This is a genomic window from Burkholderia reimsis (assembly GCF_003294055.1).
GTDB lineage: Bacteria > Pseudomonadota > Gammaproteobacteria > Burkholderiales > Burkholderiaceae > Burkholderia > Burkholderia cepacia.
On record NZ_QMFZ01000022.1, the window covers coordinates 118705 to 144381 of the forward strand.

Here is a 25677-nt window from a genome sequence, read left to right on the forward strand (position 1 = left end):
ATTCAGGCGATTCAGGCGGTTGGGCGCGGGGCGGCGCCGGGTGGAGATATTGTGGCCGATCGCTGCGCGAACGGGGCCGGATTGGCCGGACGGACAAGGGGCGGCCGCGGGATCCGCCCGCGCGGCCCCGTCCGGCGGCGCTCCCGAAAAGCGGGCCGCCGACGTGTTAACATGCGCGTCCTGCCCCGCGTGTCCGCCTGCTTCGCCGGCCCGCCGCGCACGGCATCCTCCCGGCGTTCCGCCGTCAACCGCAACACCATCCGCCATCATGTCCGCAGGCCTCAATCCCGCCCAGAACGAAGCGGTGCGCTACCTCGACGGTCCCTGTCTCGTGCTCGCCGGCGCGGGCAGCGGCAAGACCCGCGTGATCACGCAGAAGATCGCGCACCTGATCGAAGCGAAAGGCTTCGAGCCGCGCCACATCGCGGCCGTCACGTTCACGAACAAGGCGGCCGCCGAAATGCGCGAGCGCGTGGGGAAGCTGCTCGAGGGCAAGACGCTCACCACGCCCGGCAAGGAAGGGCGCAAGGTGCCCGTCAACCAGCTCACCGTCTGCACGTTCCACTCGCTCGGCGTGCAGATCCTGCGCCAGGAGGCCGAGCACGTCGGCCTGAAGCCGCAATTCTCGATCATGGATTCGGACGACTGCTTCGGGATGATCCAGGAGCAGCTCGGCACGACCGACAAGGGGCTGATCCGCAAGATCCAGAGCATCATCTCGCTGTGGAAGAACGGCCTGATCATGCCCGACGAGGCGATGGCGATCGCGGCCAACGAGGACGAGCACCAGGCCGCGCTGGTCTACCGCAACTACGTCGCGACGCTGCACGCGTACCAGGCGGTCGACTTCGACGACCTGATCCGCCTGCCGGCCGAGCTGTTCGCGAAGAACGAGCAGGTGCGCGACCGCTGGCAGAACAAGCTGCGCTACCTGCTGATCGACGAGTACCAGGACACCAACGCGTGCCAGTACGAACTGCTGAAGCTGCTCGCGGGCCCGCGCGCGGCGTTCACGGCGGTCGGCGACGACGACCAGGCGATCTACGGCTGGCGCGGTGCGACGCTCGAGAACCTCGCGCAGCTCGGCAAGGATTTTCCGAAGCTGCACCTGGTCAAGCTCGAGCAGAACTACCGGTCGACGGTGCGCATCCTCACCGCCGCGAACAACGTGATCGCGAACAACCCGAAATTGTTCGAGAAGAAGCTGTGGTCCGAGCACGGGATGGGCGATTCGATCACTGTCACGGCGTGCAACGACGAGGAGCATGAAGCCGAATCGGTCGTGTTCCGGCTGTCCGCGCACAAGTTCGAGCGGCGCGCGCAGTTTCGCGATTACGCGATCCTGTATCGCGGCAACTTCCAGGCGCGCATCTTCGAGCAGGTGCTGCGGCGCGAACGCATTCCGTACGTGCTGTCGGGCGGCCAGTCGTTCTTCGACAAGGCCGAGATCAAGGACCTGTGTGCGTACCTGCGGCTGATCGCGAACGCCGACGACGATCCCGCGTTCATCCGCGCGGTCACGACGCCGCGCCGCGGGATCGGCAACACGACCCTCGAGGCGCTCGGCTCGTTCGCGGGCCAGGCGAAGGTGTCGCTGTTCGAAGCGGTGTACATGGGCGGCATCGAGGCGCGGCTGTCGGCGCGCCAGGTCGAGCCGCTGCGGATGTTCTGCGACTTCATCCAGCGCCTGACCGAGCGCGCGGACAAGGAGCCCGCGACCGTCGTGCTCGACGACATGATGGAGGCGATCCACTACGAGGCGTACCTGTACGACGCGTTCGACGAGCGCCAGGCGCAGTCGAAGTGGCAGAACGTGCTCGAATTCCTCGAATGGCTGAAGCGCAAGGGCACCAAGCCCGAGACGGAAGCCGTCGACGGCGAGGCCGAAGGCTTCCACAACGCCGACGGGCTCGCCGATACCGGCAAGAACCTGCTCGGCCTGATCCAGACCGTCGCGCTGATGTCGATGCTCGAGGGCAAGGACGAGGATCCGGACGCCGTGCGGCTGTCGACCGTCCATGCGTCGAAGGGGCTCGAGTATCCGCACGTGTTCCTGGTCGGTGTCGAGGAAGGCATCATGCCGCACCGCGGCGGCAGCGAGGACGACGGCCCGATCGACAACGAGCGGATCGAGGAGGAGCGCCGGCTGATGTACGTCGCGATCACGCGTGCGCAGCGCAGCCTGCACCTGAACTGGTGCAAGAAGCGCAAGCGGGCGCGCGAGACGGTCGTGTGCGAGCCGTCGCGCTTCATTCCGGAGATGGGGCTCGACGATGCGCCGCCGCCTACCCCGGAAGAGGCGCCGATGTCGCCGAAGGACCGGCTCGCCAGCCTGAAGGCGCTGCTGCAGAAGTGACGCGGCGGCGCTGTCGGGCGTGCGGTGTTTCGACGATCTGACAGTCAGCCGGTCAGCCGGCCAGGCAAAAAACAAACCCCCGCGGTGCGCGTGCGCCGCGGGGGTTTTTTCTGGCCGGCCGGTGTTACTTCGCCGAGTTGACCATGTAGTCGACGGCGGCCTTCACGTCGGCGTCGGATGCGTTCGACCCGCCCTTCGGCGGCATCGCGCCCTTGCCGTGCAGCGCGTAGTTGTAGACCGTGTCCATCGAGTCCTTCAGGCGCGGCGCCCAGTCTTCCTTGCTGCCGAACTTCGGCGCGCCGAGCACGCCGGCTCCGTGGCAGGCCACGCAGGTCGACGAGTACAGCGCCTTGCCGGCGGTTGCGGCATCGGCGCTGGCCGGGGCGGCCGCCGGTTGTTCGCCGGCCTTCGGGATCGCGGCGATCGCGGCCTGCGCGGCGGCGATCTGCGCGCTCGCGGCGTCGGCCGGGCTCGATGCGCCTGCCGCGCCGCTGGCGGGTTGCGCCGCGTTGGCGGCCGGTGCGGCCGGTTCGGGGAAGTTCGCGCCGTCGTTGTTCGCCATGTAGACGATCGCGCGGGCGATTTCATAGTCGCTGACGTCGTCGGGGCTCGTGCCGCCGCGCGGCGGCATCGCGCCCTTGCCGGCCAGTGCCGTCTTCAGCAGCGTGTCGAAGCCTTGCGAGATGCGCGGCGCCCAGTCGTCCTTGTTGCCGAATTTCGGCGCGCCGGCGGCACCCGTGCCGTGGCAGGTCACGCAGACGGCCTTGTAGACTGCCTCGCCGGTCTTGTACGTGCGGGGCGCGTTGGCGTCCTTCACTTCGACCTGCGCGAGCGGGGCGATACGCGCGGCGACCTGCTCGTCGGATAGCGCGTCCGTGCCGGCGCCGGCGCGGAACGCATGGTTCGCATAATTGGCGAACAGGACGATCAGGATGATCGGAATCGCGAACGACGCGATGATGACGGCAATCAGCTGCCCGGGGGTTTTGACGGGAGATTCGTGGGGTGCTTCGCTCATGCTTGCCTCGTCTCCGTGAATAGGAATTGTGAGCGCGGTGCAACGGCAAAATGGCAGTCCAATGAAGCACGGACGATTATAGACGGAACGTTTACATCACGGCGAGCGGCGCGATGGCGCGTGTTTACCCGCACGCAGCACGGTGCGGCGGGGATTCGTCGGGCAAGGTGGACGCGTCATGGGAAACCGGGTATCCTTGCCGTCTTGCCAATCGTGGGCGGCCTGTATATTGGGGTCGCTTCACTGTCTCACGCGCCCGTAGCTCAATGGATAGAGTACTGCCCTCCGAAGGCAGGGGTTGCTGGTTCGATCCCAGCCGGGCGCGCCAAAAAAATCAACAAAAACAGCTATTTAGAATCGAGTTGGCGCTGCCCTTCGATTCCGTACGGAAACTGTACGGAAATGCATTTGGTTGCGATGGATGCGTTCTTCCGTACCCGACAGCCGCCGTTTTACCGGCCCAGACGCCGACGACGCCGATCTCTTGATGGCGTATCGATCCCCGTCGACCCTTTATACTTGTTGCGCTAACAAAGCCAACTACCGGGGTTCAAGTGCAAGTCCGAGTCAAACTTTCGTCCGATCCGCTGATCGACTTCCTAGATTTTTCGTATGCCATTGCTGACGCAGCTTGCCCAACCGGCGAGAAGGGCCTTGAAGGTCTCGATTGCGTGACCGGCAAGCTCGTAACGCGCCATGTCCCAATTCCGCAGTCCGGTGGATTTGGGGCGACCTGGCAGAGCGTGTTGGTCTCTAACGATGGTCGCACGCTCAACGAGCTGCTGTCATCCGATCAAGCGGTCGTGAACGAACCCGCCGTGAGTGAACTCCCGTTCCATGAACCGTCGCCTCCGCAAATTGGCGAACTCACGCTTCCTTATGAACTGAGCGATGCCGATCGCGAGGCGTTTGCCAAGGTGTTGGTGGATATAAAGCGCCCCTTACGTTACCCGATGTCGGACGAGGAGCGGGCGGAGTTCATGGAAGCGTATTGCAAGCTGCCGAATCGGCCAATGTGGATGCCGGCCCTCGTGACTGAGGAGACGATCAACCGACGTAAGTCGGATCATGATGCGGTGCTGCTTCGTCATCAGCGAGCATTGTTGCAGGAGTTCGAGGCGGGGAGACTTACGCCTGTCAATGCGTACCACGCGCCCGTCGCGACATTGATGGCTGGCACGTTCATTCCGCGTGAGCAAGCCATTGCCTATCTGGAGCGACATGGATTCGAGTACGGTGACGACGCGCCTGACGCCGTTGTGCCGGACATCATGACGCAATGCAACAGCGAGGTCGGGAAGGGTGAAGCATCAGAATTGCCAGAGGGCGATTCCGAGAGGCGAGTTGGCGTCAGCAGGCATAGCGCAGCCGAACGCGCAGCCGCCGTGAAGCTGTACTGGGACCTGAAGGAAGCGCAGGAACCGGACTTCGCGGCCCAGGTCGCGAAGAAATACGGTGTCACCGAACGCACCGTCAACAACTGGGTCAAGCAGGAAGCGAAGCAAGCAACGGAGCAAAAGCGGCGCGCCGCGAGCCCATTCGCGCTCGGAAACAAAACTGGTTCCGAATGAGTTCCGACTTGTTTCCGACCTGGACATCCGGAGGCCTTGCCGCACAAGGCTAGACAAAAGCCGATTGCTCGGAAACGTGTTTCCGACCGCATTCTCCGTCACGCCCGGCGCTTGCCGGATTCCGGTGGACGAGGACAGACGCCCTCGTCCACCTTAACCCGTGACGGAGAAATTCCATGAACAAATCCACCCGTGATGTCGCCTCGCGGCATCTCTCTCTGGACTCCCAGGCGCTCACGCACGCGGCGCCCATCGTTCGTCAACTCGACAACGCACTGCGCATCCTGCGCATCAAGCAGTTGGTCGAGCGGACCAATCTGTCGCGGGCGACGCTGTACGTGCTCATGGCGAGCGATCCGACCTTCCCGAAAAAAATCAAGCTGACGGCGCGCTCGATTGGATTCTTGGAGTCCGAAGTCGACGCCTGGATCGCGGCCCGTGCTGAACTGCGTAATGCGGCTTAACGTGGGGTTCGATATGAGTTCCATTGATCAAACCACGCGTTTCCCGAACATGGGGCCGATCACTATTGTGCGCCAACTGCCTTCCGACCGTACCGCTGTAATGAATCTTGTCAGGCTCGGGGCATTCTCGGCGACGACGGTGTCGATCGCCATCGCGATGTATGCCGGTTGGCATCGCGGCGGCTCGGTTGTCGAGCGGGTGATGAGCATCTCGATTGGTTGTGTGGCCGTGGTGTTCGTCCACCTGCTGCCGATGGGGCGGCGCCTGCTGAATGGGTCTGCACGGCTGATCGCTTTCGTGTTGTGGTGCGTCGGCCTGGTTGTTGTGCTGTACGGCCAGGTCACCTTCGTGCTGATCTCTCGGCAACACGCCGGGGAGCAGCGAGCCGCAACGGTGCCGATGACCACCCCGTTATCGCGGGAACAAGTGCCGCCCGGACGCTCGCTGACCGAAATTGCTCGAGACGTCGCGAAGGCCAAGATCGATCTGGCCCGAAAGGACGCCCGCCCGTGTGTCTTCGATTGTCAGCGGGTCAAGGTGGGGCGGACAGTTCTCGTGACGCAGATCGCGACCTTGGAAGCCGAAGCGACCGAAGTGCGACGGCGCGAAGCCGAGGACGATCGGCGCAGCGAGATAGCCGATCGCGAAGCGACGCTCCGCAGCGTCCTGCGGTCCGATCCGGTCGCGCGACAGATTGCGCCGTGGTTCGGCACGACCGAAGGACGACTGGAAATGATGTTGGCGGTCGCATGCGCGGTTGTGCTCGAAGGCTCTGCCATCATGGGGTGGGCGTTGGTGTCGGTTGTATCGGGGCGCGCCAGTTGTCGTGACCCGGTCGTGTTCGGTCGCGACCGTGAGCCATCGGAGCAAAGGGTGGTCGTGTCGGAGTCGGGCATCGTCCCGGACGACAGTCCTGGATCGGCTAGTGACCATGAGGCGGTCCGGACACGCGATGCACCGATTGCCTGCGACAACGCCGTAAGTCGTGGCGGTGGGGACGACGACGATCTCCGCCAGCTTCAACAAATTCATGAGGCGGTTGTTGCTGGACGCCTACGGCCGACACAGGAGGCGATCCGCAAACACTTGCGATGCGGCCAACCGAGGGCCGGTCATCTCAACCGCTTATATGTTCGGAAATTCGGCAGTACGCGTACCAAGAACAGAGACGGAACAGAGGCGGGAGCAATACGTTGTCGCGGTGAACTTTCGGGGCATGTACCGAGCGAGACGACACTGATAGTTGGATCGAATCAAGGAGGTAATCATGCCGATCATTGAGTCCCGGTATGGTGGTCCACCGTTCTATCAGCGACCGTACGCGCAGGGGCCATTTCCGCTCGATGTCTGCCCGCCCATCATTGCTGACGCTGCGGGCGAGGTGAGTTGGCGGCTCAAAATACCGATCGAGATGGCGGCACAAGCCGCACTTGGTGCGACGTCTCTCTCCGTCCAGAACTATGTCAACGTCCAATGTCCTGGCTATGAACCGGCACCTGTTTCGCTAATTTTGCTCACAATCAGCAACTCCAGTGGCGGAAAGTCTCTGACGGAGCGATGCTTTCTTCGGGCGGTGTCGACGTTAGAGCGACGACAGGACGACGAATTCAATGGTCAGATGGTGGCCTTTCAGGCCGAAATGAAAATCTGGCTCGACGATGAGCGGCAGTTAGCAAAGGAGTACCGTGCGACCGAGCGTGGATCTGACGAAGCCGAACATTTGCGCAACGAGCGGTTGCTTCACGAGCAGAGCCGACCCGTAAAGCCATCGATCCGAGTTTTCCGAATGGCCGCTACGAATCCTCAGGGACTGCGGGACACGCTGATTGCGAATGGCGCAGTTGGAATTTTCTCGGCCGATGGCGGACCGACGCTGAACGGGGAGACATTCAGCCAACCAGCAGTGCTGTGTGACTACTGGAGCGGCGAAGAACGGGCTACTGGCCTTGTCAGTGGCATGCGGCGACCCGTGGAGCCTCGGTTGACCGTCTCCGTCATGACGCAGGAGGATCAATTCTCTGAGTACATGCGGAATCGAGGCTCCAATGCCTTTGGCACAGGGTTGTTGGCTCGATGCCTGCCTGTGTTTGCGCCAGTCCTCGATATGCCTGGGGCAAGCGCGGAAGTTGATGACGTACTGGAGTCGAAGCTTGATCTGTTCAATGAGCGAATGCTGCAAATCTTGAGTCAGCCGCTGCCTTCGCCGAGAGAGCGACAGTTGCTGAAGTTTTCGGACGACGCTACGAGCTACTGGAAGTGCTTCAAGCTGGCAATCAATAACGATTTGCTTCGTGAGAATTTCGCAGACAACATCAAGTCCTTCTTTCGGAAATTGGCCCAAATGGCGAGTCGTATCGCAGCCTTGTTCCATTATGTTGAGGGATGTGAGGGCGATATATCGGGAAAGGCGATGAAGGCTGCAATCGCTTTGTGCGAATGGTACGTGTTCGAGTATTTGAAAGTGTTCGAGCAGTACGCGCCAACTCAGCAGCAGAAGGACGAGATGGCAGCGCAAAAGCTGTTGGAATGGCTTCAGGACGCAGTGGCGAGTCCGATGCGTTATCCCAGGTTGACGCCTGGCAGGTATGCGGAGCGAGACTTGAGAAATTATTCGAGCATTAGGAACGATCCTGTTCAACTGGGGCGAGCAATCGATATGCTTTATCAGCGAAGGTATATCTCGACCTTGCCAGGAAAAAACGGAGGCAGAATTATCGTTTTTCCGGCAAATGATTGGACGGTCCCGACGCCGGCAGCGAACTATTTGAGTCAAGCCAGTTCGAATAGCCATGTACCGATGATGCAGATCAATCAGTCTGTTGTCGGCGCGCCCTGTGCCAGTGTGGGATTTGCCCCACAACAGCGCGATAGCGATCCCGTGACAGATATGGAGCGTGAGCCGGACAGATCAGCGGCTGACGGAGGTCGCAATTTCGAATTGAACGCGACATATCGATTTCTTTCGGAAAAAGCCGCAAGAGCACTTTCTGATTGAATTGAACAAAAAATAAAGTAAACCTGAACGCCCGCGAAAGTGGGCGTTTTTTTATGCCGTCAAAATGCTCGCGAATAGCATGGGCTGGAGCCTCAGTTAGACTGCGTAAGCGTTGCGCTTGCGCAACGAAAACGGGCTCGTTGTGCCCGCTTTCCCCGGTTGCTACGCTGCTACGTAGCGGTTGTAGCAGCGTAGCTGCGGGGCTGTATTGTGGGCGTTCCTTGCACTGGCCTACGAAACTTGCGAAGTGACGCTGGGCGTCGATTGAACCTCCATGTGCCGTATGAATGCACAAGTGCATCCGCTTCCGAGGAGCGATGTAATTCGTCGTTCAAATTAGGGCAATGACTTGCATCGTAAGGGAATTTATTGACCGCTGCGTCTGGATAATTCGGTAGTGGCTATTTGATTGAATGTTGTTTGATGAAATGGCGGATTTGGCGTGATTTTAAGGATTGTTTGGTGGATATTTCTGGGGCTGGCTAAGTGGTGATCTTGTTCTCTCCTATAATAAGATTGAATTCTTGATATTTCGATCTATAAGGAGAGTATCCAAGGTATATCCACTTGATGGATTGGTGAGTGATCTGCTTGTCATGGATGCAATCAAGGTTGATCGTAGATCCATGAGGCTCTCAGTTTCGCAAGAGCTCGAAGATGTCAGCGGCTTTGTACGCGAAGTCTTGTTGCTTGGTGTGTCGATAAGAAATTACATGCCTCATCCATTGAATGTCCAAATAACGGAGATTCAAGATGGGTCGGAGCGTCAATCACATAAATCAGTCCGGATTCGGGTATAACGCCTTTGTAGGTAATCAACCTTCTTCAGGTTTTGTCAGGTACTGGGAGATTGGTGAGTATGCTGAGCTGATGCAGCAGCTGGAGTGCTTCTTGGAGACGGTGTTGGAGACCGATCAAGTCCCCTTTGATATTCGAGATCAAGCAGGGCAGCAACGAGCGGTTCGTAATCTTGGGTATTCAGGGTATAGGAGCTTGTCAGGCTTCATGTTTCAATGTGCACTATGGATGGATTTGTATTGGCCAGGGTATGCCTACAGTGCCGACTTACAACTCTTCTTCGATTGCTTCATGCAGCATCCATTTGCTCAAGTTTTCAGTAACGGTACGTTATCGAGTAACGTCGACAAGGCAGTAGCGGCGAATCTGTACAACGACTTTGTGGGTTGTCTACGTATGGAAGCGGTACGTCGAGGGGTGAGGAAATGGCTGTGGAACTGGAGAGGCAACCTGAGTAGCCAAGAGACCTCGATTCGCGAATACATCGGTACATTACAGGCCCGGCATAAAACGCTGTTGCCGGTGCGTGTCGACCTGTACTACGCAGACTATGCGGCAGACGACAACGATGCGTTGGTCCGAATGGGTTGGACGATGGAGCCTGGGGCTGGCTGGATGCAAGTGCTGTCGAATGCACCGATAGGGCATGGTCGGGCTGAGACGAGAGCACGTATCGATCCGCGTGTAGCGATGCAGGATCGCGACCTGTTCTTCGGGAATCGTCGTGGAGTCGACCGCACGTTGTTCGATCCGATGGTGGGCCATATCTGCAAGATGGAGCAGGGTGGCAGACATCGAGCGAATCACTTCCACTGCATCTTCTTCTTCGACGCGCAGCAGGTGCGACAGGATCAGTTATACGCGCTGAAGTACGCGATAGCGGATCGTTGGCGCCGTGTCACGCGCGGGCAAGGTTTGATGTTCGATTGCCACGAGCGGGCCGATCAAGCGAGGCTCAGGGCTCAGGGGCGCTGGGCCATTGACGCTATCGACTGCGCTGATCCGGCTCAGATCGCAAGATTGGTCGATTACGTGGCGTCCTACCTCGCGAAGGATGACGGCCAGATGATACGAGTCAAGCCGACTCTGAAGGCGTGGACATTGACGACGGGAAGGTAGTACAGGGCCGTTTCAGTTGGCCATTTGGTTATGTGTTCGAGACGACGATCCCATGCCAACATGATGAGATAATGCAAACTCTCGAGGCGGGCATCCGGTTGATGGTGGCCGCCAGCACAACCCAAACTGCTCTCCGATCACGCAAGCCGAAGGTGCGGGACGAGTCAAACAGATCGATGGCGGATACTTGACATGAATTCAGTCAATTTCACGCGCGGCACCAATGGGAAACCGGTCGCGACGCAGGCAATGCAGGAATCCCTATCGGCGATCGACGGGCTTTCTGGTGAATGCTTCTTCGGGTATCCGCTAATTGCCACGCCCGAGGGTAAATTCTTCCTTGATGCGACGCTGGTAAGTCAGGAGAAGGGGATTGTCCTGTTCGACCTGGTCGAAGGTACTGACGTAGGCGACTACCCGGCACGTCAAGACGATCTTGCCAACAAGATTGAAGCAAAGCTTAAGCTCCACAAGGAGCTGGTTAAGGGGCGCAGGCTTATTCCGAGCTTGCAGGTCGTCACCTTCGCTCCCGCAGTCGATGATGTCGAGCGCGTCTCAGTCGAAGATTACCCGATCGCCAACGAAAAAAATCTCGCGGACGTTCTCAATGAGTTTCAGTGGGGAGAGCAAGCGAGTGATGACCTTTATCGCCTAACGCTTTCGGCAGTGGAAAGTCTGTCGTCGATTCGCAAGAGTCGTTCAAAACGCGAGGTGATCAAGCCCGACTCAAGAGGTGCAAGACTCAAGAAGCTTGAGGATTCGATTGCGACGCTGGATCACCGACAGAATCGGGCAGTTATCGAGACGGTTGATGGCGTGCAGCGCATTCGTGGGCTGGCTGGTTCAGGCAAGACAATTGTCTTGGCGCTTAAGGCAGCTTATCTGCACACGCAGCATCCGGACTGGCGTATTGCCGTCACGTTTAATACCCGGTCTCTGAAAGGACAATTCAAGCGCCTCATCAATAATTTCTGTATCGAGCAAAGTGGTGAGGAGCCCGATTGGACGAAGATCCGTGTTATCAACGCATGGGGTGCACCCGGTGGTGATGAGCGCGATGGCGTCTATTATGAGTTTTGTCGGGCTACAGGGCAGGACTTCAGCGACTTCAGCGCGGCTAGTGCTCGATTTGGAGGAAATGAGAAGGCATTTGACGGAGTCTGTCAGGCAGCCTTGAATGCATTGACTACTGACGTGGGTCTTTACGATGTTGTGCTAGTGGACGAGGCTCAGGATTTCGCGCCCAGCTTTCTGAAGCTGTGTTACGCAATGCTCAAGGAGCCGAAGCGTCTCGTTTATGCGTATGACGAGCTTCAGAATCTTTCGGGAACGTCGTTACCGTCGCCTGAAGAGATTTTTGGTGCTGGCCCAGATGGGCGACCGTTGGTGTCGCTCGATGGTGACCCACGCAGGGATGTAATTTTGCAAAAGTGTTATCGGAACTCGGGGCCGGTGCTCGTGACCGCACACGGCCTAGGATTTGGCATCTATCGAGATGCGCCGGCTGGTACCGAAACTGGCTTGGTACAGATGTTCGACCATCCCGCCCTCTGGGAGGAGATCGGCTATAGCGTTCAGCAAGGTTCGCTGGGCAAGGGACAACGCGTGACGCTTGCTCGTACGAACGAAACGAGCCCGGAATTTTTGTCCGACCATTCGCCGATCGAAGACCTTGTTCAGTTCCATCGGTTCGAGACCGAAGCCGCCCAGAACACGTGGTTGGTGAACGAAATCCAGAGGAACATTTCGGAGGATGAATTGCGTCATGACGACATCATCGTCATCCACCCAGATCCTATCTCCGCCCGCACGCGACTCGGTCCGATCCGCAAGATGTTATTTGAGCGGAATATCCAGAGCCACCTCGCCGGCGTTGACACGTTAGCTGATGTGTTTTTCAAGACGGAGATGCAATCTGTTACGTTCACCGGAATTTATCGCGCGAAGGGCAACGAGGCAGGGATGGTATATGTCGTCAACGCTCAGCACTGTGACACGACCGGCCCCGGTTTAGCCAACCTTCGAAACCGTCTCTTTACAGCTATTACGCGAAGTAAAGCGTGGGTGCGAGTTATCGGGTGGGGGCCTGGTATGGCCGAATTGCAGAAGGAGTTCGCGCGACTCCAGCAGCATGCGTTCCAGCTTGATTTTGTCTACCCGACCGATAACGTTCTTGGGCAATTAAGAATCGCTTATCGCGACCTTTCTCCACATGAGAAGCGGCGTCTCGAACACGGTAAGGGGCGTGCTGCTGAATTGGCCGCGTCATTTGCACGTGGAGAAATCAAACCAGAAGACTTAGACCCCGAAACGAGAGAAGAACTGCTCCGATGGCTCGGAGGGAAAGCATAATGCCTCCCCGTTTGCCCCGTACTGTGAAGGATGATCTCACGGGAATCCTCGGGACATTGATCGAGATGGGCATCGCGGACGACCAGAATTTTCCGGTGTTGCGGCAGATTTCAGCGACTCATTGGGAGGTGTCGTTCGATGGTGCCGAGCATGTGTCCTTGGCGATGGGGGAGATCGACTATCACGATGTTCACAAGGAATTGTCGGAGAAGAGATCGTACAACGTCAGACTAATTGACGGCGGGCTATTGCAGATGATGTATCGGTTCGAGGGCGAGAACTTAATCAAGCATCGCCTAGCGTACTACCCGTCGCCGGCGCTTCGATCTTTCCGCGACGATCCCGACGCATATCTGCGTGATGAGCTCTTTCTCGAAATCGTGTCGAGGCACATCGTTGCGTTTCCATTGCGATTCGACTTCGATACTCAGGCGGCAGCGGACGTCGCTCACCCTCAGTCGCATCTCACGTTGGGAGATGTGCAGGGATGCCGCATCCCGGTCACCGGCGGACTCTCCCCACGTTGGTTTGCAGAGTTCATTTTACGAAATTTCTACCAGACCGCGAAGCATGACCTGCTTCACGATCTACCGGCGCATCGATTTGAGTTTGAACCCACGATTACGGATAACGAGCGTCGGTTGATGCATATGGTCGTTCCAGCACGATAGCTTACGTCACTCAGTAAGTGAGCCTAGCTCTTGGCGAATTCTGTATGTTTCGCATCCGTCGAGAAATATCGGTAGCATCGACGCTTGCGGAGTTGCAACTTAGGAAATTCAGGAGTAGTGGGCTTGAAAGATGAATTTTACGTTATCCGGATTTCAATAAATCCGCCGTGGGCCATGTCGTCGTTGAATAGATAGTTGAGCGGGCCCTTAGCTTCGAGGCGGTCCAGCGAGTGAGAGTGCAATGATGTTCTTGCTCGTTCGGGGTGCATGCAGTCCCAGAGTATCGTCAACGCAAAGCTGTCCTCTCCGGCCATTGTTTCTCCCCGAAAGGATGTCCCGGACGACGAACTCAAGTCGATAACGAACTTCTCACGAAACTTGGGCATGGCACGTAGCTTTTGGAACATCTCCGCTGTCGGTGTGAAATCGGTTTGCGCAACGGGGGGCTCGTCGGGGTAGAGTTCATCGATAGTTTTGCCCGTCTGGGATGATTGACCATCCTGATGAAATAGCACACGGATTCGCTGACCGGCTTGTAGCGGCGTATCGGCGATCCATGTGAGATACGATGGCGGGCCGCTTAGATGGTAGTTGCTCCCGGACACGTTCAGAGATGCAACGGCCTCGTCAATGAGCATTCCGCCAACTCTGGCGGCAAGCATGGTAAGTTCGGCGGTACTGACCGTAGCGACCGTTACACTGTCGAGCATGATTTCGAGTGCAGGCATATTTGGTACCTTATTCGAGGTGGCTCGCAATACCTAGAATTATCGGTACGGTGACTTCGACTGTCGAACGTCGCACGTTATGTTTAGCGATTTCAGGAACTGGGCAATATACGTTTGCGTGGCGCGGTCAGTATTGCTTGGACCGATGACAATTTCACGGATGCACTTCCTCAGGTCCGGCGTGCAAATGTACGGTGTCAGACCATAGCGCCCTTGTCTCCATAGCGTGGTCGGTTTTTCATTTGCGAGTTCAGGCTGGCCACCTAACCTCTCAAGTACGTTCTCGCTTGAATTGTAGATGATGCGCCATTCTTGCTCTGACGAAAAAGACTGATCCTTGTAGAATGCGCATAAGCGATCGATGAAATCTCTTGCCGGTTGCGTGCCAAGATTCTGGCCACTTCGGATCAATTTCGCGAGAGCCCTAAGTAATGATTCTGTTTTCTTTCCTGATTCTGCGTAAACCGTTGGGCCGAACAACCACCTGCTTTGCGGCTCTTCGAAATTTAGGTCTCGATAACTGGAATCCAGCATTGGAGCCCCAATTGTGTTCCGTACTTCGTTAACGTCCAATCCAATTGCAAAGCCAGTGCCTCGTTCACCGTACGCAACCCATTGAGGCACTGAATCTCCAGCTTCAGAGAAGCAGCACACGTAATAGTCACTAATGCCCTCGACTTCGTCGAAGTGGAAGCCGAGCTGTGAGAAAAAAGCACGAACGGTAACGTCGGTCTCGGCCAGTTCTTTGATGTGCTCGAAGGCCAGTTCCTTGAACACCGCGAGTTCACGCCGGTCGTTTGTTTTTCGGGCGTCGGAAACCCAAAACTTCCCGGTTTGCATTACGGAAACAAATGCCTGTGGGTCGCAGTAATGGTAGATGTTCATGATCTCTGTTCTATTCTGCTGCTTCCGTGTAGGCTTCGATGACTTCGTCGGACATATGGGCCAGATGCTTCAGGCTACCGATTTCCTTCGCGTTGTCGTACGAGATGTATGTGCACATTTCGCTCAGCGCCCGGCCTTCCAGCAATGAAAAGACGGGGCGCCGGATTTCCTGCAAGACCTTTTCCCGCTTTTCGCCCGGCGCGACGATATGCAGTTTGATGTTAATGTTCGGTTGTAGGGCTACAAGGTCGGCCATTCGTAGCAGGCCGGAGTAGACGGAGGTCGTGTGTTCGACTTCAAAGGCGCGCACGATGAATCTTTTTCGCAGCCACAGCACGTCGATTTGCTCGACGGTTTTCATCGTGGCCGAATCGTAGCTGATCGGCAATTCGTCAAGAAGTACACCGGTTTCGGGCTGCCATATCTTGAGAACACGACTACGATCCGCACGCGGGAGCCAAATGCTGAACCCCATTGCTGCACCTACACGCGCGATGAGACCTTGCATCTGCATGGATTCCCGTATCGATTCGCCATCGGCAAATTCCTCATCCCCTTCGTCCGGGACGGTGGGAACGGTCACGCTGATATGCTTGTTATCAATCCGCCGAACCGTTTCATCGCCTTTCCAGAACTCTTTGACGAGCGGATGATAGAAGAAGCACGCGATGGTGCGGGCACTTCCTTCAAGGCCGAGGTTGTGCATACCGTCCAGGATGATCTTGTTGGAACTGACGATTTGCGTGCCGATCGATGTCGTATCCCAGTCGATGTTGCAGGATAGGTTGAAATAGTCGATGACGGAGCGCCGATCCTTGAGCGAGACTATTGTCAAGTTGCGAACCGGATCAAAAGATGCGAGGTAGGCGCCGATAGCGTTCCCGCTCGGCCCCGTGAGATGGTTCTTTTGCCCCGCGTTCATTGCATACAGCTCATCGATTAGCTGTGCTTTCCGAAATCCGTCTGTCTCGGTGAGAACAGCGTACATGAGGTCACCGAGTGCCCGGTTGCTGTGGAATTCGTTGAGCATCCGTCTCCACGCGCCTTGCGGCACCATGACCTTTGCAACCGCCTCGTCGTCCCGCGTGTTTCCCTTTCCGTTGCGATCGAGAATCCGGATGATTTCGTCACATTCCGCGTCGGAAAGGACGCCTGCAGGCTTTGACAGGATGCGAGTAGTCCAAAATTGACGAACTCTCTCGCTGAGTTGTTGCCATATTTGGTCTTTCTGTTGTGCGTCGTAAGCGTTTCGGAACGCCTGTATAAGTGAGGCGGTATTGTTGGTTTGAGTCACGGTATTCTCCTGCCTGATTGGCAACAGACGTCACCGAATCGACTACAGCCCCTCGAAAAGCGTGTGATAGTCGCGCTGGGCGCGGCGGTGCACGTTAAGCACTATGAGCTTGCAATCGGGCGACGTTCTCGAGATCAAGCACTCCGCTGTCTATCCTTCGAACGGATTCTTGATCTTACCCTTCGGCGCGGCAGGCTCGTCACGGACATGTTCGGGCAGTGCCGGTTCGTGCTGAAGCACGTCTACGATACTGGCGATGGCCTTCTGTAGTGAAAGTGCAGTGGCGAGACCCGCCTTGTCGCGTGTCAACTCCAGCGTGCCTGACAGTACGATGCGGTCGGGGTCGTTGGTCACGGTGAACGCGTCGCCGTGAATGTTCACGACGGTTGAGTCGTCTGCAAACGCCTTAAACTCCATTCAAACCTCCGATGCGAGTGTCTTTCAGCGACTCCGGAATGCCTGGGAATCGCAAGCCGCTTTGTGCCTCAAGCTCGCGCACTGTCGCGATCGTGTAACGCTTGGTTGCGGTGTTATTCGCAACGACCGCGAACGCGAGCCGCTTCTGAGGGACATAGACTACCTTGAAAATCTGAGTTGGGACGATGACGCCGGATTTGCCGATCGTCGTCAGCTCTGCACCCTTGAACAGTGGCCCTGTGACGACATACGTGTCCGGCGCTTGCATGCCGATCCGGCGCACGGATTCTTCGATGTGTGCCCACAGGTGACGGTTGTTCGTCGGGTTCTGCGGCACCATGTTCGCAAGCGTAAATGACTCGGCCATTGCCCGATCATTCCAGCGATCACCAGCTGGACTCATGTGCCCGCGATCGTAACCACTTTTGCGGTAGTCCGTCAGTCGCGCGCCTTCCCCGTTCGGTAACCGCGACTCCTCGAAGAATCGGTTCGTGCGGATCTCGTTCTTCGCCGCCGCTAGGTGTGAACGGGTCAGGTGTTCGGCTGACCAAAGTGGTCCGTGTGTGATGCTCGAGTGCAACACCTCAAAATCTGAATAGCACAGGAGGCGCGTCTTTGCGGCTATCCGAGGATTGGTGACGACCGGAGATTTTCCTTTCGGACTGAACTGCGGGCAGGAGCTGGAAGCAAAGGCGTGAGTGGCAAGGGCCATCAGCGCGCAGGCGAGGATTTGTCGCATAGGAGCTGCGTCGAGTGTGGGGCTCGAAGTATACGGTCGAACCACTCCGCCGATCGCCTTATCGGAGCGCAATTTTCCTAGAGCACTTCCGCGACGGCGATACCGCAGCCGTGGCGCGTGGGGGATGAGAAGGCGAATCCTATGGCTTTCCCTTTTCTCTTCATTTCGGTCGTGTGCAATGGCAATTTCTCAGCAGCCCTTCTCCTCCTCGCTTGCTGCTCTAGGAGATGCAATTTCCGGTCTAGCGCCGGGCCTTCGCACAATTGCGAGCACAGCTGCAAACGCACAGGTTATGGCCGACGCCGCGATTCCAAAATCACAGGCTGGTACGGCTCCGGGTGACGTGGCCGTGCTCGACGCAAACGGCAGATTGCCGGCTGTCGACGGAAGTCAACTTACCAATCTGCCGTCGCCTCATGGCATCCTGCCCGTGCTGACGATCGAGCTGGGCCACGGTGCCCAAGCCAACGGTGGTCGTGGTATCGACATGGGCAATTGGTATCAGCTCGATTTCCGCATCGGCGTGACGGCAGCTAACGGATTCCAGTTCGCCGTGAATGCTGACGGGACGATGACTATTCCATCCGGCGTCTATCTGGTCTCTGGCAGCGCCAAGATCCTCGCGCCGGCAACAGACATGTATCAGTTGCCGGCGCAGGTTGTTTTCGCCGTCGGGCAGAACTATGCATTCCCTGGCATCTACCAGTATGCCGTTCAGCAGTACCCGGACGCTCCGGTCGGCAGCGCTATGATGTCCGGCGTTCTCGGTTCATTGCGCATGAGTGGTGTGCAGGCGAGTTGGGGTAGTAGCAGTCCCCTTTGGATGGGCTTTGCGAAAGTGCTGGGTTCGCAGAATCAGACGCCGCTCGCGCTGCAAGGCTACATGTCGATCGTCAAGATTGGATGATCGGTCAGGTTTGTTCCGGCCACCAAGGCTGTGGCGCCTCGCGAATGAGATAGTCGTCGAGGTTTTTGTCCTCCAGCCATTTCGGCCGAGAGCCTTTCCCGGACCATGACCTTCCGGAGTTCGGATCGTAATACTTGGCTGGAGCTTTCTGTCGCTTGGCCTGAATGAACCCGGCGGCGCGTAGCAATTCAATCTCGGTGATGCCGTACTCTTTCACGTATTCACCGATCTCGGCGAGTATGGCTTGCTTTTCCCGTTGCTTGGCTTCTTCGACAAGCAGATTCAATTGACCAAGTTGTTTTTGCAACTCGCGAATCGTTGGGTTGTTCATGATGCGTTTTCTCGAAGGGGATTACGGGTCGAGTGTAGTCGCGTACTGGGAGCTTACGTGCTGCTGAGCATGGTGCCGCGACAGGCGGGCACGCCGCAGCAACAGCGATAAGCGGCACGATCGTAATGCGTTGTGCTGTCGTCAAGCTCGAGCGCGTAGTCGATGAGAAGTTCCTCGCCGGTCTGTATGTCACGCACGGCATTGACGAATACACGGCCATCCATTTCGATAGCTTCGCAGTTCGGTGCGCACGCATGATTCAGCCACCGTGCGCTGTTACCGTCGCGTCCACCGTCAATCACCATGCCATCCGACAGGCCGAACAGGAAAGTGTGGCCGTCATCGCCCCGACGCTCGTAACGCCGAATCGCTGATCGCCAGGTTATGACCTCACCCTTGTATTCGAAGATGCGTTCCCCGGTGCGAAGGAACTGGGCCGCGAAAACACCGCGCCCGTGAACTGTCGATCGTCTGACGACTACACGTCGCATGCTTGTTGCCCTTTCGATAGTGGCGACTGGCCTAAGCAAACCGATCCAAGCGCGGCGTCGATCAGAGGATGCGTAGGTGGCGAATCTGCGCGATCTCCGGCGACCGCTTCAGGATCAGGTCTGCGATGTATTCAGGCAATAGGGCGCGCGGGATGTTGGCCGGGACGTCGGTGATCAACTGCGCGGCGACCTGGCCGATGAAATCGTCCGGTGCCTGTCGCAGGCTATGCTCGTAGGAGACGCGGTAATCCATGATTGTTCGTGGCGTGGCGGCGGGCGAACGCGATTCTATCAGTGCATGGCTCAGGGGCAAGAGGCCGGATTCGTGTGTCCGCCGAGTTTCGGGGGCGGAGAGACTTCGCGTTGCAGACTGCGGGATCGATAGAAGGGCGTCATCGGCACTTTGCCGAATGCCGGCTCGTCGACTATCTTGAAAGCTTTTACTATTTCAACGCGTGTCCGAATCGGAAGGTGTTCGCCATGATCGCTCCAACGGTAGAGGCGCTTTCGGCCGCAGCTCGTGCGGGAATCACGGTAATCCGTCCGGATGGTAGTACCACGCGGGTACATGGTGCTACTGCGTCGGTCGGAACGTCGGTGATCGATGTCCTCTACGATCCGGAACACGGCACGTACGATTGGATAGTCGACGGTATCGAGCGAAATGTTGATTGGGTGCGATGGTTCTTCGAGATGGAGTAGTGTTTTGCCAGGCTGCGGCAATGCGCTCAGGTCGCCGCCCGGAAGTAGTTCGACGGCCTGTTGATCGGATGGCGATCGTTCTGTCCTACTGAAAAAAAAGAAAGTCGCGACGAGCGGGCATGCCTACTGGCACGCCCGCTCCGTACTTATGTTGTCAGTTGCAGTTGCGCAACTCCTGGAAATCGAAGTCCGACAGTTTCGCCCAGCCGATCACCTTGCCAGCGACGCTGTCCGGATTCGGCAGATCGTAGTTCGGCACGGTGACGAGCTTCACGAAGCCGCCGGGCGCTTCAGCTTTGACGGTGAAAGCTGCGAACGTGGTTAGTGCGCGTTTCGAGGTGGTTGCATTTGGCGCATCGAGGACATAGATCGGATGCTTGAAAACGAGGTTTCCGTTCGCCCCGATCTTGGTCTTCGGGTAGACGCACTGACCGATGTTGCTTGCCGCGTGTGCGGATAGAGAGAGAACGAGGGTTGCCGAAAGGACAGCGAGAGATTTTTTCATGGCGTGATTCATCAATGAAGGGCCATCTGCTTTATTGGAGCAGCCGGCGAGGTTGTGCGCTTCGAGGCGCGGAAATGGATCTGCGAGTAGTGACGGGCACCGAGCCCGTGCAGGACGGGAGTCGGTCAGGCCGCTTCGAGCAGCGAGATCACGAAGAGGACGATCCACGTCCAGAAGTAGGCGGGAGATTGATGAAGCGATTTCGCTCGCTTCCAGAGATAGACCGGCACGACGAATACCAGCTTGCCGAACTGGGATGTATCGACGCCGGCACGCTTCAAGCGCCGTTCGTCGAACCAGCTCAAGCCGATGTTCAGCAGCAGCGTGACCCACCAGTAGCGACCGGACTTGACGGCCAGTTGGCCGGCCAGTTCGGCCATATCGTCAGTCGGTGCAAGCGCTCCGCCGATCATGGCTTGCAACATCAGACCGATGATGGGGGCGAGCGCTAGTATCCAGACGACAGCATTGCTGATCTTTGTGGTCGGCAATGCGGGTGGCATGGAGGACGTTTCGAGGTGAGAGGCGAGTTCCGTGTCGCCAAGCGTGCGCCAGTCGACAAACCCTTGCTTCCAGACGAGCGTGCCGAGTGTGATGGCGCGTTCCTGAATCAGACGCCGCATTTCGTCGTTGGAGACGGGGCCGAGGCGTTGACCATCTTTTTCATAGTGCCAGGTATTCATGGGGGTGCTCCTTGTAGCGGAAGGCAATGAGGGGAAACGGATGGAAACTGGCCGCGTCACCAAACCAAGATGCATCGATTGTTTTGGCTGACGCAGCATGCTGAATAAAAAGCGCCGACCGGCGAACCGGCCGACGAAATGGTTCTGGCAATCCGAGGCGGGTGTGTGCCAGAACCAGACACGAAATAGCGGGACGAACGGAAGGCGGCATTTCGCGATCACTGGCGCAGCAGCGGCAGGAACTGTTTTGCGACGAGTTCGTTTCCGTAGTCGGACAGGTGATCGCCGTAGCTGTAGAGGTACTGGCGCTCCCTTGTCATCGGGCAGGTGTCGCGGCGGCTGTCGCAAAGTGCGCTCGCCGGGTCGTAGACGAGCAGCGCAGGATGGCGGCGCTTCAGTTCGTCAACGAGGGCGGTGAACGGTGCCATGCGGATAACGTGATCGCGATAGCTGATCGCGCAGCGTTGCGCCGCGCTCATATCGGTCACGCCGAGCGCGTACCGAACGAACGGCCACGCGAGCGGCCGGCGATCCATGCACTGTCGCGGATCGCGCAGACGCGGGTTGTCGAGGACCAGTGCGACGCGTCGGCCAGCCCGCTCAAGTGCCGTCACGGCGCGGTCGAGCCCATCGAGCGCAGCGGTTGGGCGTGGCCTGCTCTGGTCGCGATCGGCGAAGGTCTGGCCGATCACGTCGCGATCCGTCATGACGAGCACGACCGTCTTGAGTTCCGGTGTGTCCAGCAGCATGCGAAGCGCTACGGAGTTGGCGTCGCGGCACAGGGCCGGGTCGTCGCCGGCATTCGACGACGTGCGCCAGACGTCCGCCATCGGGGCGCAGCTCGGACGCGCGATCAGCGTCCAGCCTTCGCCGGGCGCCGATTCACGCACGAGTCCCCAATACAGCGCGTCGGCTTTGCTGTCGCCCCACACGGCGAAATGGGAGCGCACGCGCTTGTCGGTCGCGCAGAACGGAAACAATTGCTGTTCGTCGGGCGACACGCCGCACATGGCGTTGACGAACTCATGACCTGCGCCGAGCTTGGCAGTCGTCACGTCGGCGTCCGGGCTGTAGCCCTTGCGAAAGCCGAGCCCACCGCGCACGTACGTCATGCCGCCGAGATAGACGACTCCGATCATCAGCAGACACGGCGCGACAAGCTTCCAGCGTTTCGTCGGCCCGAACCGGATCGGCCGCTCGATGATGGCGGTCGTTAGCCATGCCAACGCAACGCCGATGACCAGCAGGCCACCGCGTACCGCTGGCGATGGTGTCCGGCCCGCTACGATGAACGCGAACGACAGCAGAGGCCAGTGCCAGAGATACAGGCTGTAGCTGATCTTGCCTAGCCACACCGGCACTGGATGAGCCAGTACGCGTCGGTTGATCCAGCCGTCCCGACCGGCCGCGATGAGCGCAACTGCTCCACTGACCGGCATGAGCGCCCACCAGCCCGGAAAAGCGGCACGTGCGTTGAGCACCGCAAACGAGGTGAGGCACAGCAGAGCGCCACCGGCCGACAGTATGTTGGCCCATTTGCGAGTAACCGGCCGGAGCTGACCGGCACCGATCGCCAGTGCTGCACCTGCCAGCAATTCCCACATGCGCGTGATGGGCCAGTAGAAGGCGGACGACGGGTGATCGGAAATGAGCGCGACATTGGCGGTGAAGGAGGCGAGCCCGATGACGGCGCACGCCCAGCCTATCCGCTTCCCCTTATGCGCTGCCCACAGCACGAACGGCCAAGCGATGTAGAACTGCTCCTCAACGCCGAGCGACCACAGGTGCAGCAGCGGCTTGGATTCTGCCGCCAGGTCGAAATAACCGGCTTCGGTCCATGACGCCCAGTTCGACACGAATCCGGCGCCGGCGACGATGTGCTTGCCAAGTTCACGATATTCGTCGCCGTAGAAAGTGAACCAACCTATGGCATAGACGGCGAGCAGCACGACGACCAGCGCGGGGAAGATTCGGCGCATCCGCCGCGCGTAAAAGTGACCGAGTGAGAACTGGCCTGCATCAAGATCGGCCAGCAGGATGCCGGTGATCAGATAGCCGGAAACGACGAAGAAAACGTCGACGCCGATGAAGCCGCCGGGCAGCGCGGCCGGAAAGGCATGAAACAGCACGACGGCGAGCACAGCGGCGGCGCGCAGGCCGTCAATGTCGGGCCGGTAGACGAGCGTGCCGGCCGCCGCCGTGGCCGGTGCTGAAAGGGTTTTGGTCATGGTTGTTTTTGTCAGCTACCGTGTGTTTTGTGGTGTTTACTCTACAAATCGGGGCGTGATGATTCACTCGGTCGCGTAGCGGCAGAGGTCAATGGCACCTATCGGAAATCAACGGCGGTGTGATTGTAGAGTAAACGCTTCTAATAACGTAGTGTATACAGCGTCGTGAATCAGTCGACGGGTGGGCATCCTGCACGCCATGACTGCCAAGCGCTCAACCCCACCCACTGCACGCCCAGCTCCGATCTCGATTGCACTCGGCAAGCGGATCAAGGAATGCCGGCATGCGGCGGAAAAGTCCCAGGAAACGCTCGCTTTCGAAGCGCTCGTCGATCGCACGTACATTTCAGCCATCGAGCGGGGCATCGCGAACCCATCGATCGAAACGCTTGCGAACATCTGCTATTCGCTGAACGTGACGTTGGCGGAGCTATTCGCCACATTGGACGGCGTGTCGCTGAAGCCCACCGGCGAGCGCCGCGCGAATGCTGCGACTCCGCCGGAGATCAAGCGCCAGCGGCTTCGTTGACGGCGATGGCCGTTGTCGGAATAGGATTCGTTCTCAATGCGACTTAATCGTCGTTTTAAATGATCGTTTTCCACTATTTGGTGGGTAGAGGCCGAATCCTAGACTACCTCTACGTCCACCTCGTGCCTGAGTACGGACGGTTTTCTTACCCCGGCCACGGTCCTGCTGTCGCCGGGGTTTTTTGCAGCACCTTCTCTTACGTGGGGCAGTTCGAATCCATTGCCGTTGGGTGGCTGCGGCCCGAGCCAATCACCTAACGTCGGTGGCTGTGTCGACAAGGGGGCGGATCGATACGGCGCCTTCGAGCGTGACCGCCCGTGCGGCGGCCGGAGATCGATAGCGAACCTGTTCGCTGGCATGCCGCTCGAGACGGGCATTGAATCCCGACAGACCTGGCGCGTCCCCGGCAGGATCGAGCAGCAATAGAGCGCATGGTTCGAAAGCTTTTCTGGTTTGGTGCCCTTCAACGCCGACGGCTAGCGCAGCGTGCCACTTCACCAGATGGCGTTGTCGCCAGCCGACGACGACCGGTCGACCAGCGTGCAGTTCGCGGGAGCCGAAGCGCAGAATGTCGTCATCCTGTCCGGAGCGGATCGTCGGCTGCACGCCCACGTTTAGTTCGGCCACGAAGCTCGCCAGTTCCGACAGCGTGAGCCCGTGCAGATACTGGCGCCATGCATGGTCCCATACGGCTCGCTCGGTGCCGCTCGCGTGATACGGCAGGTACACGGGATCGGTCAGCTTGCCGAGCAATGCGAGCGCCATCGCGACGCAATGCAGACTACTGCCGCCGTCCCAATGTCCTTGTCGGCTGAAGAGCGGATTACCCGAGTCGGCGATGGTGGGTTGCTGGCCGAGCCGGACGTTCGGATGGAATTTATGGATCAACATGTCAGTAGTCGCCCGGCAACAGGAACGTGGTTGAGGACCGATCCCATTCGGTGATGACCCAGACGGTTTGCCCGCCGGGCAGGACGTAGCTGGACAGCAGGCGTAGCCCTGCGTCGATCGACAACTCGTTTTGCTGGCGATCGGATTCGGACAGATCGCCCCAGTCGCCACGAACGTGACGGATCAGCAGATCGATAATCGAGACACGTGCGTCGCCAAGGACTTCCAGTGCAGCCGGCGTCGCGAAGATCCGGCCGAGCTTGAAGCGCGGACCGGCGTGGAGGGTGGAGGGCAGATTCACAACAGACTCCAGGTAATGGACGAGCACGGGCCTCCGGATGAACCGGATACCGAGTTCGCTGAATGGAAAAGGGAAAGACGAGACGCAGGACGCGTCCCGGCACTACCGCGCCTCGGATGCGAGCGCGTGCGGGTAATGCTTCGCGAGGATCTTGTTCATTTGGTCGACCAGATCGGCGCGCTTGAAGGTGAGATGGCCGTTTCCGTTCTTGAACCAGCGCAGGTGGAAGTAGGCGTTCTCGACCTCGGTGTGCCGCGCACGCTGGGCGTCCGCGATGAGGCAGTACGCGCCGTGCCGGTGATCTGGCTCGGGCTGACGATCGAGCACGCTGAACACGCGAATGAGATCGTCGAGTTCATCGGTGGTTCGGTGATTCGTACTGCCCTGCGAGAGCAGATACCTCACGATGATCCGTTTGCCGAACTTGAACGGCTGATTCGTTTTGTAGTTCCACGACAGTCGCCGGAAGCACTGCAACACGCCGCGCTCGAACATGTCGCCGCGCGCGCTATAGAGCTGTGCGAAGGTTGCTTCGATATTGGCGGTGGTCAATTCCGGCACGTCGCCTTCGGCAATCTGGTTGCTCCACTGGTCGCGAGCCTTGGCGTCCATGAAGGTGCGCAGGCCCGATTCCGACAGCAGGTAATCCCAGCCGCGCACGTCGATAAGACGCACCATGGCGGCTTCCGCTTCGTCGCGTT

The 25677-nt window shown here is 58.5% G+C and carries 25 protein-coding genes and 1 tRNA gene; 11 read left to right on the forward strand and 15 right to left on the reverse strand.

Annotated elements, in window-relative coordinates; all coding sequences use genetic code 11:
- The first annotated feature begins 268 nt into the window (after positions 1–268).
- A complete protein-coding gene (locus DPV79_RS24220; protein ID WP_048025221.1) occupies positions 269–2356 on the forward strand; it encodes a UvrD-helicase domain-containing protein in 2088 nt (695 codons plus the stop codon).
- A 124-nt stretch (positions 2357–2480) separates the two neighbouring features.
- Here the strand turns inward: DPV79_RS24220 and DPV79_RS24225 are convergent, their stop codons facing one another.
- On the reverse strand, positions 2481–3374 hold the full coding sequence (locus DPV79_RS24225; protein WP_021161137.1) for a c-type cytochrome: 894 nt from the start codon (positions 3372–3374) through the stop codon (positions 2481–2483).
- A 252-nt stretch (positions 3375–3626) separates the two neighbouring features.
- On the opposite strand from DPV79_RS24225, the gene DPV79_RS24230 reads away from it, so the two are divergent.
- From DPV79_RS24230 to DPV79_RS24265, 8 genes are all read left to right on the forward strand, one after another.
- Positions 3627–3702, forward strand: a tRNA-Arg gene (locus tag DPV79_RS24230).
- Positions 3703–3928: 226 nt separating this feature from the next.
- Positions 3929–4945 (forward strand): hypothetical protein, encoded by a 1017-nt coding sequence (locus DPV79_RS24235; protein WP_113046658.1) that lies wholly within the window; start codon positions 3929–3931, stop codon positions 4943–4945.
- Between the two features lie 176 nt (positions 4946–5121).
- Positions 5122–5409: a helix-turn-helix transcriptional regulator gene (locus tag DPV79_RS24240; protein WP_113046659.1), complete on the forward strand. Its 288-nt coding sequence runs from the start codon at positions 5122–5124 to the stop codon at positions 5407–5409.
- Between the two features lie 13 nt (positions 5410–5422).
- Positions 5423–6691: a hypothetical protein gene (locus tag DPV79_RS24245; RefSeq protein ID WP_133295713.1), complete on the forward strand. Its 1269-nt coding sequence runs from the start codon at positions 5423–5425 to the stop codon at positions 6689–6691.
- Entirely contained in the window at positions 6678–8405 is a 1728-nt protein-coding gene (locus DPV79_RS24250) for a DUF3987 domain-containing protein (RefSeq protein WP_113046661.1), read from the forward strand. The genes DPV79_RS24245 and DPV79_RS24250 overlap by 14 nt, the downstream gene beginning before the upstream one ends.
- A 753-nt stretch (positions 8406–9158) precedes the next feature.
- On the forward strand, positions 9159–10322 hold the full coding sequence (locus DPV79_RS24255; protein ID WP_113046662.1) for an inovirus-type Gp2 protein: 1164 nt from the start codon (positions 9159–9161) through the stop codon (positions 10320–10322).
- 192 nt (positions 10323–10514) lie between these two features.
- Positions 10515–12674: a DEAD/DEAH box helicase gene (locus tag DPV79_RS24260; RefSeq protein ID WP_113046663.1), complete on the forward strand. Its 2160-nt coding sequence runs from the start codon at positions 10515–10517 to the stop codon at positions 12672–12674.
- The gene (locus DPV79_RS24265) at positions 12674–13345 is read left to right on the forward strand and encodes a DUF2290 domain-containing protein (RefSeq protein ID WP_240202693.1); all 672 of its coding nucleotides are present in this window, start codon (positions 12674–12676) and stop codon (positions 13343–13345) included. Before DPV79_RS24260 ends, DPV79_RS24265 begins: the two co-directional genes overlap by 1 nt.
- A gap of 137 nt (positions 13346–13482) precedes the next feature.
- Here the strand turns inward: DPV79_RS24265 and DPV79_RS24270 are convergent, their stop codons facing one another.
- The 5 genes from DPV79_RS24270 to DPV79_RS24290 form a co-directional block, all read right to left on the reverse strand.
- A complete protein-coding gene (locus tag DPV79_RS24270) occupies positions 13483–14073 on the reverse strand; it encodes a hypothetical protein (protein ID WP_113046665.1) in 591 nt (196 codons plus the stop codon).
- A gap of 39 nt (positions 14074–14112) precedes the next feature.
- Positions 14113–14958, reverse strand: coding sequence for a DUF2971 domain-containing protein (locus DPV79_RS24275; RefSeq protein ID WP_113046666.1), 846 nt, complete (start codon positions 14956–14958; stop codon positions 14113–14115).
- A 10-nt stretch (positions 14959–14968) separates the two neighbouring features.
- Complete coding sequence (locus DPV79_RS24280; RefSeq protein WP_133295714.1) at positions 14969–16252, reverse strand: hypothetical protein; 1284 nt, start codon at positions 16250–16252, stop codon at positions 14969–14971.
- Positions 16253–16402: 150 nt separating this feature from the next.
- On the reverse strand, positions 16403–16669 hold the full coding sequence (locus DPV79_RS24285; protein ID WP_113046668.1) for a hypothetical protein: 267 nt from the start codon (positions 16667–16669) through the stop codon (positions 16403–16405).
- Positions 16659–17408, reverse strand: coding sequence for a DNA/RNA non-specific endonuclease (locus DPV79_RS24290; protein WP_113046669.1), 750 nt, complete (start codon positions 17406–17408; stop codon positions 16659–16661). The genes DPV79_RS24285 and DPV79_RS24290 overlap by 11 nt, the downstream gene beginning before the upstream one ends.
- A gap of 292 nt (positions 17409–17700) precedes the next feature.
- Here DPV79_RS24290 and DPV79_RS24295 point away from each other — a divergent pair, with 292 nt between their 5' ends.
- A complete protein-coding gene (locus DPV79_RS24295; RefSeq protein ID WP_113046670.1) occupies positions 17701–18315 on the forward strand; it encodes a hypothetical protein in 615 nt (204 codons plus the stop codon).
- A 4-nt stretch (positions 18316–18319) separates the two neighbouring features.
- Here the strand turns inward: DPV79_RS24295 and DPV79_RS24300 are convergent, their stop codons facing one another.
- The 6 genes from DPV79_RS24300 to DPV79_RS24330 form a co-directional block, all read right to left on the reverse strand.
- Entirely contained in the window at positions 18320–18646 is a 327-nt protein-coding gene (locus tag DPV79_RS24300) for an H-NS histone family protein (protein ID WP_113046671.1), read from the reverse strand.
- Between the two features lie 53 nt (positions 18647–18699).
- On the reverse strand, positions 18700–19137 hold the full coding sequence (locus tag DPV79_RS24305; RefSeq protein WP_113046672.1) for an SET domain-containing protein: 438 nt from the start codon (positions 19135–19137) through the stop codon (positions 18700–18702).
- A 61-nt stretch (positions 19138–19198) separates the two neighbouring features.
- Entirely contained in the window at positions 19199–19390 is a 192-nt protein-coding gene (locus DPV79_RS24310) for a hypothetical protein (RefSeq protein ID WP_113046673.1), read from the reverse strand.
- 603 nt (positions 19391–19993) lie between these two features.
- A complete protein-coding gene (locus tag DPV79_RS24320; protein WP_113046675.1) occupies positions 19994–20344 on the reverse strand; it encodes a hypothetical protein in 351 nt (116 codons plus the stop codon).
- Positions 20345–20469: 125 nt separating this feature from the next.
- Positions 20470–21027, reverse strand: coding sequence for a DUF4339 domain-containing protein (locus tag DPV79_RS24325; RefSeq protein WP_113046676.1), 558 nt, complete (start codon positions 21025–21027; stop codon positions 20470–20472).
- Between the two features lie 218 nt (positions 21028–21245).
- Complete coding sequence (locus tag DPV79_RS24330) at positions 21246–23255, reverse strand: acyltransferase family protein (RefSeq protein WP_113046677.1); 2010 nt, start codon at positions 23253–23255, stop codon at positions 21246–21248.
- 199 nt (positions 23256–23454) lie between these two features.
- Here DPV79_RS24330 and DPV79_RS24335 point away from each other — a divergent pair, with 199 nt between their 5' ends.
- A complete protein-coding gene (locus tag DPV79_RS24335) occupies positions 23455–23784 on the forward strand; it encodes a helix-turn-helix domain-containing protein (protein WP_113046678.1) in 330 nt (109 codons plus the stop codon).
- Between the two features lie 249 nt (positions 23785–24033).
- On the opposite strand, the gene DPV79_RS24345 is transcribed toward DPV79_RS24335, so the two are convergent.
- From DPV79_RS24345 to DPV79_RS24355, 3 genes are all read right to left on the reverse strand, one after another.
- Positions 24034–24675 (reverse strand): hypothetical protein, encoded by a 642-nt coding sequence (locus DPV79_RS24345; RefSeq protein WP_113046680.1) that lies wholly within the window; start codon positions 24673–24675, stop codon positions 24034–24036.
- Position 24676: 1 nt separating this feature from the next.
- The gene (locus DPV79_RS24350; protein ID WP_113046683.1) at positions 24677–24976 is read right to left on the reverse strand and encodes a hypothetical protein; all 300 of its coding nucleotides are present in this window, start codon (positions 24974–24976) and stop codon (positions 24677–24679) included.
- 102 nt (positions 24977–25078) lie between these two features.
- Positions 25079–25677, reverse strand: a 599-nt coding sequence (locus tag DPV79_RS24355; RefSeq protein ID WP_133295715.1) for a DUF4942 domain-containing protein, incomplete at its 5' end; no start/stop codon positions are given.

What these genes read in the sequence shown, in the direction of transcription:
- DPV79_RS24325 (WP_113046676.1), bottom strand. Translation starts at nt 21,027, where the DNA reads ATGAATACCTGGCACTATGAAAAAGATGGTCAACGCCTCGGCCCCGTC.
- DPV79_RS24260 (WP_113046663.1), top strand. Translation starts at nt 10,515, where the DNA reads ATGAATTCAGTCAATTTCACGCGCGGCACCAATGGGAAACCGGTCGCG.
- DPV79_RS24290 (WP_113046669.1), bottom strand. Translation starts at nt 17,408, where the DNA reads ATGCGACAAATCCTCGCCTGCGCGCTGATGGCCCTTGCCACTCACGCC.
- DPV79_RS24310 (WP_113046673.1), bottom strand. Translation starts at nt 19,390, where the DNA reads ATGGATTACCGCGTCTCCTACGAGCATAGCCTGCGACAGGCACCGGAC.
- DPV79_RS24245 (WP_133295713.1), top strand. Translation starts at nt 5,423, where the DNA reads ATGAGTTCCATTGATCAAACCACGCGTTTCCCGAACATGGGGCCGATC.
- DPV79_RS24265 (WP_240202693.1), top strand. Translation starts at nt 12,674, where the DNA reads ATGCCTCCCCGTTTGCCCCGTACTGTGAAGGATGATCTCACGGGAATC.
- DPV79_RS24255 (WP_113046662.1), top strand. Translation starts at nt 9,159, where the DNA reads ATGGGTCGGAGCGTCAATCACATAAATCAGTCCGGATTCGGGTATAAC.
- DPV79_RS24275 (WP_113046666.1), bottom strand. Translation starts at nt 14,958, where the DNA reads ATGAACATCTACCATTACTGCGACCCACAGGCATTTGTTTCCGTAATG.
- DPV79_RS24320 (WP_113046675.1), bottom strand. Translation starts at nt 20,344, where the DNA reads ATGAAAAAATCTCTCGCTGTCCTTTCGGCAACCCTCGTTCTCTCTCTA.
- DPV79_RS24335 (WP_113046678.1), top strand. Translation starts at nt 23,455, where the DNA reads ATGACTGCCAAGCGCTCAACCCCACCCACTGCACGCCCAGCTCCGATC.
- DPV79_RS24225 (WP_021161137.1), bottom strand. Translation starts at nt 3,374, where the DNA reads ATGAGCGAAGCACCCCACGAATCTCCCGTCAAAACCCCCGGGCAGCTG.
- DPV79_RS24330 (WP_113046677.1), bottom strand. Translation starts at nt 23,255, where the DNA reads ATGACCAAAACCCTTTCAGCACCGGCCACGGCGGCGGCCGGCACGCTC.
- DPV79_RS24300 (WP_113046671.1), bottom strand. Translation starts at nt 18,646, where the DNA reads ATGAACAACCCAACGATTCGCGAGTTGCAAAAACAACTTGGTCAATTG.
- DPV79_RS24305 (WP_113046672.1), bottom strand. Translation starts at nt 19,137, where the DNA reads ATGCGACGTGTAGTCGTCAGACGATCGACAGTTCACGGGCGCGGTGTT.
- DPV79_RS24240 (WP_113046659.1), top strand. Translation starts at nt 5,122, where the DNA reads ATGAACAAATCCACCCGTGATGTCGCCTCGCGGCATCTCTCTCTGGAC.
- DPV79_RS24270 (WP_113046665.1), bottom strand. Translation starts at nt 14,073, where the DNA reads ATGCCTGCACTCGAAATCATGCTCGACAGTGTAACGGTCGCTACGGTC.
- DPV79_RS24220 (WP_048025221.1), top strand. Translation starts at nt 269, where the DNA reads ATGTCCGCAGGCCTCAATCCCGCCCAGAACGAAGCGGTGCGCTACCTC.
- DPV79_RS24345 (WP_113046680.1), bottom strand. Translation starts at nt 24,675, where the DNA reads ATGTTGATCCATAAATTCCATCCGAACGTCCGGCTCGGCCAGCAACCC.
- DPV79_RS24295 (WP_113046670.1), top strand. Translation starts at nt 17,701, where the DNA reads ATGGCCGACGCCGCGATTCCAAAATCACAGGCTGGTACGGCTCCGGGT.
- DPV79_RS24285 (WP_113046668.1), bottom strand. Translation starts at nt 16,669, where the DNA reads ATGGAGTTTAAGGCGTTTGCAGACGACTCAACCGTCGTGAACATTCAC.
- DPV79_RS24250 (WP_113046661.1), top strand. Translation starts at nt 6,678, where the DNA reads ATGCCGATCATTGAGTCCCGGTATGGTGGTCCACCGTTCTATCAGCGA.